The 12809-nt window shown below is 44.5% G+C and carries 15 protein-coding genes and 3 pseudogenes; 15 read left to right on the top strand and 3 right to left on the bottom strand.

From position 1 onward, the window contains the following. Nucleotides 1-55: 55 nt before the first annotated feature. Both lnt and TT11_RS04385 read right to left on the bottom strand, forming a co-directional pair. Nucleotides 56-1628 (bottom strand): annotated as a pseudogene (gene lnt, locus TT11_RS04390) (apolipoprotein N-acyltransferase). A gap of 276 nt (nucleotides 1629-1904) precedes the next feature. Next, nucleotides 1905-2804 carry a CBS domain-containing protein gene (locus TT11_RS04385; RefSeq protein WP_057761902.1) on the bottom strand — a complete coding sequence of 300 codons (900 nt, stop codon included), beginning with the start codon at nucleotides 2802-2804 and terminating at the stop codon, nucleotides 1905-1907. A gap of 288 nt (nucleotides 2805-3092) precedes the next feature. On the opposite strand from TT11_RS04385, the gene TT11_RS04380 reads away from it, so the two are divergent. From TT11_RS04380 to TT11_RS04370, 3 genes are all read left to right on the top strand, one after another. Next, nucleotides 3093-3284, top strand: coding sequence for a hypothetical protein (locus TT11_RS04380; protein ID WP_261869192.1), 192 nt, complete (start codon nucleotides 3093-3095; stop codon nucleotides 3282-3284). A gap of 311 nt (nucleotides 3285-3595) precedes the next feature. Further along, nucleotides 3596-4207: a DUF4105 domain-containing protein gene (locus TT11_RS04375; protein WP_261869191.1), complete on the top strand. Its 612-nt coding sequence runs from the start codon at nucleotides 3596-3598 to the stop codon at nucleotides 4205-4207. 57 nt (nucleotides 4208-4264) lie between these two features. After that, nucleotides 4265-4456, top strand: coding sequence for a hypothetical protein (locus TT11_RS04370; RefSeq protein ID WP_261869190.1), 192 nt, complete (start codon nucleotides 4265-4267; stop codon nucleotides 4454-4456). A gap of 7 nt (nucleotides 4457-4463) precedes the next feature. Here TT11_RS04370 and TT11_RS04365 read toward each other — a convergent pair. Then, nucleotides 4464-4943 (bottom strand): annotated as a pseudogene (locus tag TT11_RS04365) (YcgN family cysteine cluster protein); the annotation flags it as partial. Nucleotides 4944-5239: 296 nt separating this feature from the next. Here TT11_RS04365 and TT11_RS04360 point away from each other — a divergent pair. The 12 genes and pseudogenes from TT11_RS04360 to TT11_RS04310 all read left to right on the top strand — a co-directional run bounded on the left by TT11_RS04360 (nucleotide 5240) and on the right by TT11_RS04310 (nucleotide 12802). After that, a pseudogene (locus tag TT11_RS04360) lies at nucleotides 5240-5976 on the top strand (dienelactone hydrolase family protein). A gap of 173 nt (nucleotides 5977-6149) precedes the next feature. Then, nucleotides 6150-6914 (top strand): DUF2339 domain-containing protein, encoded by a 765-nt coding sequence (locus TT11_RS04355; protein WP_261869189.1) that lies wholly within the window; start codon nucleotides 6150-6152, stop codon nucleotides 6912-6914. A 40-nt stretch (nucleotides 6915-6954) separates the two neighbouring features. Further along, nucleotides 6955-7086 carry a hypothetical protein gene (locus TT11_RS04350; protein WP_370587775.1) on the top strand — a complete coding sequence of 44 codons (132 nt, stop codon included), beginning with the start codon at nucleotides 6955-6957 and terminating at the stop codon, nucleotides 7084-7086. Beyond that, entirely contained in the window at nucleotides 7025-8407 is a 1383-nt protein-coding gene (locus TT11_RS04345) for a DUF2339 domain-containing protein (protein ID WP_261869188.1), read from the top strand. The genes TT11_RS04350 and TT11_RS04345 overlap by 62 nt, the downstream gene beginning before the upstream one ends. Further along, nucleotides 8377-9360, top strand: coding sequence for a DUF2339 domain-containing protein (locus TT11_RS04340; RefSeq protein WP_261869187.1), 984 nt, complete (start codon nucleotides 8377-8379; stop codon nucleotides 9358-9360). The genes TT11_RS04345 and TT11_RS04340 overlap by 31 nt, the downstream gene beginning before the upstream one ends. A gap of 125 nt (nucleotides 9361-9485) precedes the next feature. After that, nucleotides 9486-10196, top strand: coding sequence for a ribosome biogenesis GTPase YlqF (gene ylqF / locus TT11_RS04335; RefSeq protein WP_261863356.1), 711 nt, complete (start codon nucleotides 9486-9488; stop codon nucleotides 10194-10196). 1 nt (nucleotide 10197) lies between these two features. Continuing rightward, the gene (locus TT11_RS04330) at nucleotides 10198-10443 is read left to right on the top strand and encodes a hypothetical protein (RefSeq protein ID WP_261869186.1); all 246 of its coding nucleotides are present in this window, start codon (nucleotides 10198-10200) and stop codon (nucleotides 10441-10443) included. Between the two features lie 23 nt (nucleotides 10444-10466). Beyond that, entirely contained in the window at nucleotides 10467-10871 is a 405-nt protein-coding gene (locus tag TT11_RS04325; protein ID WP_261869185.1) for a GIY-YIG nuclease family protein, read from the top strand. A 339-nt stretch (nucleotides 10872-11210) separates the two neighbouring features. Further along, entirely contained in the window at nucleotides 11211-11405 is a 195-nt protein-coding gene (locus tag TT11_RS17015; RefSeq protein WP_370587774.1) for a DUF4357 domain-containing protein, read from the top strand. 153 nt (nucleotides 11406-11558) lie between these two features. Further along, nucleotides 11559-11816: a hypothetical protein gene (locus TT11_RS04320; RefSeq protein ID WP_261869184.1), complete on the top strand. Its 258-nt coding sequence runs from the start codon at nucleotides 11559-11561 to the stop codon at nucleotides 11814-11816. After that, nucleotides 11762-12571, top strand: coding sequence for an A/G-specific adenine glycosylase (locus tag TT11_RS04315; protein ID WP_261869183.1), 810 nt, complete (start codon nucleotides 11762-11764; stop codon nucleotides 12569-12571). Before TT11_RS04320 ends, TT11_RS04315 begins: the two co-directional genes overlap by 55 nt. 78 nt (nucleotides 12572-12649) lie before the next feature. Beyond that, nucleotides 12650-12802 carry a hypothetical protein gene (locus TT11_RS04310; RefSeq protein ID WP_261869182.1) on the top strand — a complete coding sequence of 51 codons (153 nt, stop codon included), beginning with the start codon at nucleotides 12650-12652 and terminating at the stop codon, nucleotides 12800-12802. Nucleotides 12803-12809 lie beyond the last annotated feature (7 nt).

Raw genomic sequence — 12809 nt, 5'->3', positions numbered from 1 at the left:
AAACTACTTAATCAGTTATCTATTATTCGCTATCAACACATCTTACTTAACAATACTACTTAACCAAACGTACTGGAGCCTTCGTACGTTTACCCAAATAGCTGAGTATTAGTAACAGTGTCATGATAAACAAAATAGGATATTGACCAAAGCGCATGAATGGCGTATTGCCAACTCGTGCCTGAATATCACCGCGCAATACAGTACGTTCAAACTGCGGTGCACGTTCTACGATACGACCTTTGTGGTCAATGATAGCTGTCACACCTGTGTTGGTCGCTCGCATAAACCAGCGACCGTTTTCGAGCGCGCGCATCTGTACCATCTGTAGATGCTGTAGTGGGCCTGCCGACGTACCAAACCAAGCATCGTTTGAGATGGTTAACAAGAAGTCCGTACCAATCGCGTTTTTGCGCGTGGTATCTGGATAGGCCACTTCGTAACAGATGGCTGCACCTAGATTGTGCCCTCGCACACGCAACGGTGACTGCTGATCACTGCCGCGACTATAGCTCATAATATCTTGGCTACCTGCTAGGTTTGGCAGAATATCGAGCACGCCTTGGAATGGAATATATTCTCCAAATGGCACTAGACGTTGCTTTTTATAAAGCCCTTCTGCCTGTGCCCCTAGCGCTACCACGCTATTGTAGAACGGCGGATATTTATCTGTACTGGCATCAAACGCTGCTTCATCCTTATAAGGAATACCTGTCACCCATGTCGTGTCAGTCTCTTGGGCCATCGCGACCATTTCACTGATAAAACCAACAGCTTCTGTCTGAAACATAGGAATCGACGATTCAGGCCACAGCACAATGTCACGTCCCCACTCGTCACGAGTCAACGTTGCATAGATTTTTAACGTTTCAATCTGATATTCGGTGAGCCATTTTAGGTCTTGAGGGATATTGCCCTGAATCAAAGATACCGATAAATCAGGAGTGCCTTTTGGTTTGGTCCACTGCGGATTGATTAACCATAGCGTGCTACTAATGATAAGCAATGCTATCGATGGAATCATATAGCCACCGCGGCGACGCAACAGCTCAACGATACTGGCAGCCAGTAGTACCGCCACAAAAGAAACCGCAAAGACGCCAGCCACAGCGCGAGCGACGACAGCCAATACTGCTTAGTAAACGCATAACCAACGAATAGCCAAGGAAAACCAGTAAATAGCCACGTTTTCATCCACTCTTGGAGTATCCATAAGGCAGCAAAAGATAACGGCTGCTTGCCGACCACACGATTAAAGATTAGCGCCAAAAATCCATGGAACAAGCCCATGCCCAGACCCATAAGCGCAATCATAATCAGCGCAAGCCATGCGGGTGTATCGCCATAAACGTGTATCGAGGTGTATAGCCAAAATGCTCCAACACACCACAGCCCTGTACCGTACGCTTGACCAATTAGAAAGGCGCGGCGACCTGTCATCGCTGGTACCAATAACGCATATAAAATAGCAGGTGATACCAAGCAACTGGCCAAATGCCATAAGGCGCGAGCGCGAGTATGAAAGCTGCCCCTGCCAGCCAAGCTATTAGTACCGTCAATCCCATATGTAAACCTTTTGGCTTATCGGGGTTCAGACGTTTTTGCAAATCAACAGTAGACAGACGCATAGCAGTTATCCAAAACCATATTTTCTAAAATTTCTCAGCTAAGCGATGAGATAACACTCATGCAAAACCTGACTGCATAATGCTTTATGCAGGGCCACAAATAAAACCCACCCATGATACCAGTCAAAACCTACAAGTGGGTAAATTTGCGTAGCTAAAACCTCATTCTAAAGTTCAAAAGGCAGAAAGCAAAAAACACGATTTTTCATCGTGTTTTTTATTGAATTTGCTAACAAGTTTTATTCATTGACCAAGTATCGTGACACTATAAGCAAGCTAGTGGCTGCCTATCAATATCTGTTGCTCAGCATTGGTTTTGGTCAGCTCTAGATTTTGGATAAATCGACCTTCTACATCGGTAATGGTGATTTTCCAATCATCTATCACGACGCTCTCGCCTTCTAAATCACCAACAAAGCCAAGTGCTTGCATGACCAGACCGCCCATCGTATCGACATCAGTATCGTCAAAACGACTACCCAGCTCATCATTACAGTCTTCAATTACTGTAGACGCTTGGACACGCCACGTATTTGGTTTTTCTGGATCAGGGACGATGTTATTGATATCGCTGTCTTCATCAAAGTCATCATGCTCATCGACGATGTCGCCAACGATTTCTTCTAACAAATCTTCCATGGTGACCACACCACCAAAGTTACCAAACTCATCCACGACAATCGCCATATGTACTTGGGTGCGCTGCAATGAGCGTAGCAAGGTATCAGAACGAGCCGTCTCACTGATATATAACGGCTGGCGCACCAAGTCTCTGAGACGCTTACTGTCAATTTTGTCTTCTTGGTTGCGAACCATATGTACCAAAATTGGAATCAAGTCTTTTGCCAATAAGATACCGATGACAGCATCATCGTCTTGACTGTCAAAAACAGGATAGCGCGAATGAGTGGTCTCAAGAATGATGTCCATCACTTCAGCAAGACTGGTGCTCTCGTGCAGACCAATTACTTGCGGACGCGGCGTCATGATTTCGCGGACTTGTGTCGCAGGCAAATCTAGCACGCCTTCTAGCATATCGACAGTATCAGGCTCTAAAAACTGGCGCGAGTCTTGTACCAGACGAATCAATTCATCACGGGTTTCGGGGGCGGTCGATAGCCAGCGTTTTAAGCCGCGCATCGACCAACTACTCGGGCTGGGAGTGTCGTCAGACATGGTGGTGTGATTTAACCTCTTTAGTTAATAAAAATCAGAATAGTATTCAATATAAAAATGAACAATACTCAATAAAAAAACAAGTAGAGCCTAGATGGGGATAAAAGTAGCAAATAAAACAGCTAGTTTGTTATTAATTACTGCATGAATAACAAACTAGCTAGTACAAATTAGCTTCACTTTATCGCAAGGCTCACCGACATTCAACGACAAATTCACTCAAATTGTATTGTCAGCGTGTTATAAACTTTGCTATGGTCAAAGCCTTTATTTATCAAAGCAAACCCTATGTCGCTACGTTCCGTTTTTTCTCGCTTACTCTCGTCGCGTTCACGCAGTCGACTGTCAGACAGTCGTGGCTTAGAGAGCTGTGGTTTAGAGAGGCGTGGTTTAGAAAGTGCTGACTTAAAACGCGAAATATCAAAAACAGCACATCAAATAGCAAACAGCCAAAGCCTACATGGCGCCAGCGTCTTGTGACTTTTTTTAATTGCCGTTACGTTATTGTTATCAGCGCTATGGTTATTACTCGCGATTTGGTATCAGTACGGCGTCAGCTCAGTATTGACTTGGCTTGCGACAATAGTGATTGTAGGCATATTAGCTACGCTGCTAAGTACACGTTACTGGGATGCCGTCACAAGAGTATTGCATAGTGACTCATTATCTAATAAAAAAAATCAATTGGTAAAGGCACAGCAACCAAGCTAATTATCGGCGTATATAGCGCTATTTGGCTCATAGGTTTAGGTTGGTTTTTTTCTATCGAACCGAAACAAGATCGAGAATGGATGGCTGAAGTCGACCAGCGAGTCTCCTATGAGCGCGATGCGACCAACCCTGATTTGATTACTTTAACCAATGTTCGTAACTTTGATTGGCAAACTGAGGAAGACGCTACCGAGCACTGGGATACCCGTACGATTGATTTGTCTAAGTTATCCGGCGTTGATGTGACTAACTCTTATTGGATGGGACCGCTGATTGCTCATACCTTGGTTAGCTTTCGATTCGAAGATGATAGACCACTTGCCTTCTCATTTGAGATTCGTAAAGAAGACGGCGAGTCTTTTTCAGCGCTGGCTGGGTTTTTTCGACGTTATGAGCTGAGCCTGATTGCCGCAGAAGAACGCGATATTATCTACACTCGCAGCAATGCGCGCGGCGAGCAGGTTTATCTGTTTCCTATTAGCAATTTGCAACAGCATGAAGTGAGGTCGCTATTTGAGTCTTATCTGACTGCGGCTGATGATTTGAACGCTAAACCTGCTTGGTACAATACATTGCTCAGCAACTGTACCAATATTATCTTTTATATGGCGCGTATCGTCAGTGGCGATCGTTTGCATGGGATTATCGGATTTGGGTCTCTGGTTGGTTACCGAACTATCTATACGATGTAGGCATGTTGGATGCGGCTCCCGAAAAGGACAACCAGCCTTGGTCAATGAATACGTGGTATGAGCGCACTCATATCAACAAAAGCAAAGGGGTTCGATAATCAAGTCAACTCACAGTCTAATATCGATAGAGATAAAAACAGCCGCAAATTTTCACAGCAGATTCGTCAAGACATTCCGATACCATCGTTGGCTAACTCGCAAGCCAGTGCTGAAGCAAAAGCCAAATCTACTGCTCAAGTATCTAACTGACTATAGACTAAGGATTGACCCAGTTAACCACCCGCGTCTCCATTTCTTCATCAGACATACCGATTTCCGTGACACAGCGACCAGCGACGCCCACGTTGGCCGCTCGCATTTGTTGTTGTGTCACCACAGCATCTCCAGTCAATAGTAAATGCCAACTTGGTAAGCCCTGCCCTTTATACAAACGCTTATAAGCGCAGTGCGATGGTAGCCACATCATCTTGGGCAAGTTGTCCATAGTCAGCTGAATACAGTCTGGCACGTGCTCTTGACGTGTTGCATAGTGACTGCAATATCCTGTCGCGCAGTCCATCAACTGGCAGGTGACATCGGTATATTCGACCAGCTCCTCATCCACATTGCCACTTTCATCTTCATCGATGTACTTGATCAAGCAGCAACTGCCGCAACCATCGCACAACGCTTCCCACTCACTATGGTTTAGTTCTGTTAACGCAAATCGCGACCAGAACTGCGGACGTAGTGGCTCAGACTCATACTTAGAGTCAGAATCAGCATTAGAATCGACATCGGTATTATCAGTGAATAAACTTACCGGTTGCGCAGGCTTGCCCGCCGCATCGAGACCTGAGTTCAAGTCAGATTGGTCATTATTTTTGTTTAACAAATTTATAGTCATAAAGTCGCAGTAGCATTTTGATAAAGAGCGTTACAGTATTATAGCTGTTTTTGCTAGACATGGGCGTTAAGGTAGTACGAGTTATAAAAACGAACCATCACAATGACGAATAATTAAAACTCACAGCATAAAAAAAGGACAATAATATGTCAATTAAGACTTTTGAATTAATCAGTACTACCGAAAACGGTGTAGAACTTATCAGTTATGTAGCACTACCAGAGAACGCTTCAGATGAAAATCCAACAGCAGGTATCTTGGTTGCACCGGAATGGTGGGGCGTGGTCGATCATCCAAAATCAGTGGTTGAGCGTTTGGCAGAAGCGGGCTATGCAGCAGTCGCTATGGACGTTTACGGTGAAGGCAAATTAACTACTGATGCAGCGCAGGCAAACATGTGGATGGAGCAAGTACTGGCCGATCAAGACATGCTAATGGCACGCTGCCGCTTGATTTTGAATGACTTCAGCGATCAGTTATCTGTCGATGGTGACAACCTAGGTGCAATCGGTTACTGCTTCGGTGGTAAAGTTGTACTAGATATGGCTCGCGAAGCATGCCACTAAAAGCCGTTGCTACTTTCCATGGTAACCCAACGCCAAAACAACCAGCTGACAAAAACTTTGCGGCAAAAGTGTTGGTTGCTCATGGCCGTGATGACTCAATGGTATCAATGGACGCTATCGAAGGTCTAAAATCAGAGCTAGACGCAGCCGATGTTGATTACACTATTGACGTTTATGACAACGCCAAACATGGCTTTACCAATCCGCATGCCGATGAGCGCGCAGCCAAAAACGAAGTAGATCTTGGCTACAATGAAGCTGCTGCTAAGCAAAGCTGGGAAAACATGCTTGAGTTTATGAAAGCCAATTTAGCATAAAAAAACGATTTGGTATAAAGACTATTAAAAAGGGTGGCTTAATTATCAAGCTACCCTTTTATTTTGAGTGTCATTCTAGCATTTGTCTTTTAGCCCAGTAATCAGAGTAGTCTTGTGCTTCTTATCAAATCACGTCATTATCACTTTACTATAAACTGGATTGAGTGACGAAGATGTTGTATCTAATGGTGACCCAGTTGGGCTGGCTGGCTTTTACGATTTTATTGATCGTAGTGGTCGCGTTATATACTAGGATAGCTCGAAAAATCGAGCATCTACGCCGTGATGTGACGACGCTGCAAGCTGAGCTTGAGCAGCAAAGACAGCGTAGTATGACGCCTCCGTCTGCACCTTTGGTCGATAAAAATGGTTATGTGCGCAACACTGCTACTGACGATCATGATCTTAAAGACAATGCTCCTAAAGACAGTGACGCTAAAGAAATAGCTTTTGACTCACAACCATCCTCTCCAGATAATCGGCTGCCTGTATCACCACCACCGCTTCCTACCGTTGCTTCAAACTCAACCATACATGCATCATCAAACATCTATGACGATAAATCTATAGACGATAACGCCCCGATAAATACGCAAAACACAGCGCCTACCGCACCGATTGAGCCTGATGAACGCTCATTGCCTATTGTGACCTCGCTCATTCACTCAATCAAAAACTGGTTTTTCGGTGGAAATTTAGTCGTGCGAGTCGGCGTATTGGTTCTGCTAGTAGGTGTGGTGCTCTTACTTCGCTTATTAAGCGAATATATCGAGATTTCGATTGCCACAAAGCTGATAGCAGTTGGCGTTACAGGGTTAGCATTGGCAGCGCTTGGGTTAAAGCTGACGGCAAAACGCTTCTCATATGGGATTACGCTACAAGGCGCAGGCTTAGCAATTGCGTATCTAAGCACCTTTTTTTGCTTACAGTGTTTATGAAATCATTCCTAGTGTCCCAAGCTTTATCGGACTTGGGTTATTGTCTGCCATTACCATTGCTCTCGCCGTACGTCAAAACGCTTTTCCATTAGCATTACTAGCATTATCGGGTGGATTTTTTTGCACCGATTTTGACCAGCGAAGATACTGGCAGCTTGGTCACCTTATTTAGCTATTATCTACTGCTAAACGTCACCATTGCCGTCATTGCTCATTATCGACCGTGGAAAATATTGAATCTATTCGGTGTGACTGTGACGTTTGGCTTGGCATACTATTGGGGTATCAGCGAAAACCTGAGCGCCGTCATTGAAACGCAGCGCTGGGCATTGGTGGCATTAGTAGCCTTACACTGGTTGCTTTACTTATTTGTCGTCATTCGTTATGCGCAGCAAATCATCACCTATAATGCGCTAAACGAAAAAGACCTCAGTCATGCTGATAATGTAGATGACACAAAACACTTGGACAAAGCCCATGTAGGCAGCTCCTATGTATTTCCTATTGATACGGGTTTACTGTTTTCAGTACCGCTACTGGCTTTTGGTTTATTTTCTGCCTTATTAAATGATATCTCTAACGCCCTTACGATTACCAGTGGCATTTTGGCTACGGTTTATCTTGGCTTAGGCTGGCTATTTATCCAGCGCAGTAGACGCTATGCTTTAATCACCGAAGGGATGCTGGCGTTAGGATTAGGATTTTTTGCGCTCGTTATTCCGTTGGCGCTAGATGCTGAATGGATTGCTTTTGGTTGGTCTGTACAAGGATTGGCGCTAGTATGGTTTGGACGACGCTCATTGCGGTCGTGGTCGGTATTGTTCGGCTTACTATTACAGCTTGTCAGTATTGGTATGCTAGTGACGACAGCGATATTCTCTAGCAAAGACTATCCCGTTTTAGCCTTTAGTATTTCAGCGCTCAGTTATCTAGCGACCATCTTTATATTACGCGATAGCAACTCCCCTGCCGCGCTGATTAATACGATAGACACCAGTAATAACCTTAACAATAAAAGCGCTACAACATCCTCGGTCATACAATCACAATCCTCAGTAATGAAAACACAAACCCTGGACAGCACATCAGATGCGTTAACCAGCTATGCGCATGCACTGGGTGTCAGTACGCAAGCTGCGTATCAATGGCTGACCTCCATCGATAGTCAGAGCCGCGTATTCAAATTCGTTTGGCACAGCCCTAGATTCATCAAATTTTTGACATTGACCGTGATGGCTTGGATGCTACAAGTACTAATGCTTGATTTGCATCATTGGTTTGATATCTGGCAATCAAGCACGACGGTAATTGCACTGGCAGCACTCATCAACTTGATCGCTTATTGGGTCATCAATCGCTATCGTCCATGGGCGGAAATTAGACAGCTTAGTCATGGACTATTAGCCCTGTTCTACTTCATGCTAATACTGCAACTGCCCCAAAAGTTTGAGCGAGATTTAACATGGGCAACAGCGGAATGTTGGTATTCGTAGGCTTAATAATCGGCTGGTTAGTCATGGGGCAGCTATGGCTAAAAACATGGTCTGATACATGGGCCGATAACAGCGATACCTCACGTTATACTGCTGCAAGCTGGCTAGGTACGGGCATCTTACTCATTGCTGCCGCGGCGCATTATGGCCTACCAGACTCTGATGGCGTGATGGCTTTCTTGTTTTCAGCAGTACTCATATTATTTGGATTATGGTTAAATCATCGTCATATCAATCAAAATGAAGAAAATACATCGACTAATAGAGTTTCGGAACAAGGTCTACTGTACTGGTTTGATTGGCAACAGGCACTATTAGGATGCGCTGCCATTTTTGCTCCCATTACTTTACTGTGGGTTGTTCTTACCAATTGGTCTTATGACGGTGTGATTTGGGGAATGTCTTATTTTCCATTGTTCAACCTATATGACATCACATCATGGTTGACATTATCGGTTGGTTTTAGTCTGTATTACATCTGCCAACGCCGTCGCAATGATACCGTTATCGATTCGAGTGCAGCTGCCAAATCTAAGCGCGTATTCACCACTGAGAATTTGCTAATTATATTGGGACTGATCAGTTTTTGGTTAATCTCCAGCATGTTGGTCAGAACGCTACATGCCTTTATTGGTACGCCACTTTGGAATGACTATCAAGGCGGCGCATGGCAAAGCGAGCAAGTACAAACTGGACTGACAATTTTATGGACGCTCTTAGCCTTGGTCGCCACTATCCTTGCCAGCCGCTATTGGCAGCGCGCGCTTTGGTTTATGGGTATTGGATTATTAGGTATTGTCGTTCTCAAGCTGGTCTTGGTAGATTTGTCACAGACTGAGGCAATTTGGCGAGTGATATCCTTCCTTGGTGCAGGCAGCTTAATACTATTGATTGGTTACCTTGCCCCATTACCACCAGCACACGAGGAAACAGAAAACCAAAATCAGGCGTAATGACAAAGCTGGTTGGGTGAAATTGTGCCGTGAGCAAGGTGGTTCTGTAGTAAACTGGACACCATTAGAAAGTAAACGTTGATTGTTTTACTTTTAGCATTTTTTATAAAAGGTTATGAAAGCAGATGGATAAGAGAGCAAGTATTCAGTGGTTCCCTGGGCATATGAACAAAGCCCGTAACGAAATCAAAGAAGTCATGCCGCAGATGGATTTGGTCATCGAGGTCATCGATGCGCGTATTCCTTATAGTAGTGAAAACCCAATGGTCGCAGCACTGCGCGGCGAAAAACCTGTTATCAAAATCCTGAACAAAGCTGACCTTGCCGATCCTGAGTTGACTCAAGCTTGGATGGATTATCTCGAGCAGCAAGATGGGGTCAAAGCCATTGCTTGCGATACTGAAAAAGCCAATGATGTAAAACGCATCATCGCCATCTGTAAGCATCTTGTACCTAATAAAGTCGGGACTGGTCGTCAAATCAAAGCGATGATTATGGGTATTCCAAACGTTGGTAAATCAACGCTGATCAATACGCTAGCAGGACGTGCTGTGGCAAAGACAGGCGACGAGCCAGCCGTGACCAAATCGCAGCAGCTGATTAAACTCGACGATGACATTATGCTCTATGACACACCTGGTATGCTATGGCCAAAGGTTGAAAACGAAAACTCAGGTTATCGTCTCGCTGCGACAGGCGGTATTCGTGATACTGCTTTTGACTTCGCTGATGTAGCCAGCTATACCGCTGAGTATCTAATGCAAGCCTATCCTGAGCTGCTAAAAACTCGCTACAAAATTGAAGAGCTACCGAAAACTGACTGGGAGTTTTTTTGAAGTGGCTGGGCGTAATCGCGGCTGTGTACGCGCGGGCAACCAAGTCGATACTTACCGTATGTCTGAGATTCTCATTAACGAATTGCGTAGCGCGAAGATTGGTCGCATCACGCTAGAAACACCAGCAATGACTGAAGCGGAAGAAATCGTCGTCGCTGAACAACGACTCGCTGCTGAAGAGAAGAAAAAGGCGAAAGAGGAAGAAAAACGCTTACGTCGTCTAAAAACGCGGAAGAATCGGAAGTAGATTCACCAATAATATAAGCTACTATGAATCCATTAATACCATCGGCTAAAACCATCCAAATTTATCTGCCAAAAGGTAACCCTCGTGGGTTGCGTTTGGCAGAGATGACTACGCGCACAGTAAGATTGATTGAAATCCCACGTATCCACATTGACGACTTTTTTGCGATGCCCGATGCCAATCAAGTTGGTTTGTATTTTTTGATTGGTGATACCGATAGTGTAGAGAAGCCGTTACTTTATGTTGGACAAACTGGCGATCTTAAAAGACGTCTTAACCAACATGATGACAAAGATTTCTGGACACGGGCTTTTGTCATGCTCTCAACCAATAACTCTATGACGCAAACCCATGCGCTATATATAGAACATAAGGCTATCGCAACTGCCATTGAGGTGGGACGTTACGAACTAAAAAAATGGAAATAATGGAAATAAACCGCATACACCTGACCCATTAAAGGCTGATTGCGAAGAATTATTCCACACCCTTGACGTTTTACTATCCACCTTAGGACAGCCTATTTTCGAGTCCTTGGCTATTCATGATAGCTTTATAGCAACGAGACTTATAAAAGCAAATCGACTGATTCCACCATTGCTAAAGTTGCTCAAATAATCGATGAAGCTCCATCGAAACCTATTCCATCCCTGTTTTACTATAAGGTAAAAGATGGTGATGCTAAAGGATACTATGACGACGATGGCTTCGTAATATTAGCAGGCTCTCTCATAAGACAAACACAGACATCATCAGCTCCGCCATTTGTGACTAAATTAAAAGAGAGTCTGTTCAGTAGCGGCAAACTCGTAGCCGTAAACGATAAAAGTTATAAACTCACTGAAAACCATTTATTTAAAACACCCAGTGGAGCCAGTGCTCTAGTATCAGGACGTTCGACCAACGGATGGATTGAGTGGAAAAATGAATCGGGTGAGACTTTAGACAGTGTCTATCGATAAACTCTTACTTCTCTATAGTGATACTATCTATCCCCTTTATTTATAAACAATTAAGCCTCATATATTGGTAAATAGTTTTATCTATTCACCTTCTCACTTACCCGTCGTAACTCCAAATCCTATATATCCCTGTTCAACTTACAAGGAATACTCTTGCCTACTCAATTTTCTCAGTCACCTACTTCCCTAAACTCCTTTGCCCCACGCCTACTAGATTGGTTTGCCGAAAACGGTCGCCATGACTTACCTTGGCAACAGCACCAAACCGATACGCCAAATCCTTATATCGTTTGGTTATCCGAAGTGATGCTTCAGCAAACACAAGTGCTACCGTACTGCCCTACTTTGCGCGCTTTATGGCGTCGTTTCCGACTGTGCAGGATTTGGCCGCAGCAGAATGGGATACCGTAGCAGAGCATTGGGCAGGGCTTGGCTACTATGCACGCGCACGTAATTTGCATAAAGGTGCTAAGCAGTTGGTTGAGGTAATCGATAAAACGGGCGAGTTTCCGCAGACGCTAGCAGGATGGGAAGCGATTTCGGGCGTTGGGCCATCGACTGCTGGCGCGATTATGGCGATGGGATTACATCATTATGGCGTCATCTGCGATGGTAATGTCAAACGAGTGCTGACACGTTGGGCGGCAATTGACGGCGATATCACTAAATCTGCTACCACCAAAGATTTATGGGCATTAGCAGAGCGACTGACACCTACAGAGAACTCAGGATTGTTTGCGCAAGCCATGATGGATATGGGCGCGACATTATGTACCCGTAGCAAGCCTGCGTGTCTATTATGTCCATTGAAAGAAGACTGCCTAGCGCATGCGCAAGGGCGCGAGACTGATTACCCCGTCAAAGCAAAAAAGCAGCCCAAACCTAGTAAATTCAGTGATGCACTGCTAATCGAAAGTGCAGATGGTGACATACTATGGCTACAGCGCCCTGACAATGGTATCTGGGGCGGATTATGGAGCTTGCCATTACAGTTCGTGGAAAAAGTTGATGGTAAAGCGAATAACAAGGCTACCGTTAAAAAGACACTAGCTAGCGATGATAAGCCATCGAATATGCCAAATGACGTACGTAGTAATGAAAAAGTATACGAAGCAGAATTTACCACTGCCGAGCAAATCATAAATGAATGGCTGATAAAAAAATGAACTGGTGGCAAAGTCAGTCAGCAATACCTTGCTCGATGACGCCCTATCAAGCATTCGCTGACGCATTTTCACTGGTATTTGACCCCATGTAAACTGATGATTAACGCGACGCAGGTAACTGAGCTAAATCAAAAATTAGCAGCGGCTGAAATTGACTTTAAGTGGTTAACCGAACAAAAAGCGCAAGACAGCCTAGGGCTACCTCGCGCGATGATTAAGATCTTAGAATAAAAATTGG

The sequence above is a fragment of the Psychrobacter sp. JCM 18901 genome, from assembly GCF_000586435.1.
Taxonomy (GTDB): Bacteria; Pseudomonadota; Gammaproteobacteria; order Pseudomonadales; family Moraxellaceae; genus Psychrobacter.
The sequence above is the reverse complement of the archived record's forward strand: the minus strand, read 5'-3'. Positions and strand labels throughout refer to the sequence as shown.

Coding starts and splice junctions, on each gene's coding strand:
- TT11_RS04385 (WP_057761902.1), bottom strand. CDS start 2,804: ATGTCTGACGACACTCCCAGCCCGAGTAGTTGGTCGATGCGCGGCTTA.
- TT11_RS04380 (WP_261869192.1), top strand. CDS start 3,093: ATGTCGCTACGTTCCGTTTTTTCTCGCTTACTCTCGTCGCGTTCACGC.
- TT11_RS04375 (WP_261869191.1), top strand. CDS start 3,596: ATGGCTGAAGTCGACCAGCGAGTCTCCTATGAGCGCGATGCGACCAAC.
- TT11_RS04370 (WP_261869190.1), top strand. CDS start 4,265: ATGAGCGCACTCATATCAACAAAAGCAAAGGGGTTCGATAATCAAGTC.
- TT11_RS04355 (WP_261869189.1), top strand. CDS start 6,150: ATGTTGTATCTAATGGTGACCCAGTTGGGCTGGCTGGCTTTTACGATT.
- TT11_RS04340 (WP_261869187.1), top strand. CDS start 8,377: ATGGGCAACAGCGGAATGTTGGTATTCGTAGGCTTAATAATCGGCTGG.
- ylqF (WP_261863356.1), top strand. CDS start 9,486: ATGGATAAGAGAGCAAGTATTCAGTGGTTCCCTGGGCATATGAACAAA.
- TT11_RS04325 (WP_261869185.1), top strand. CDS start 10,467: ATGAATCCATTAATACCATCGGCTAAAACCATCCAAATTTATCTGCCA.
- TT11_RS04315 (WP_261869183.1), top strand. CDS start 11,762: ATGGCGTCGTTTCCGACTGTGCAGGATTTGGCCGCAGCAGAATGGGAT.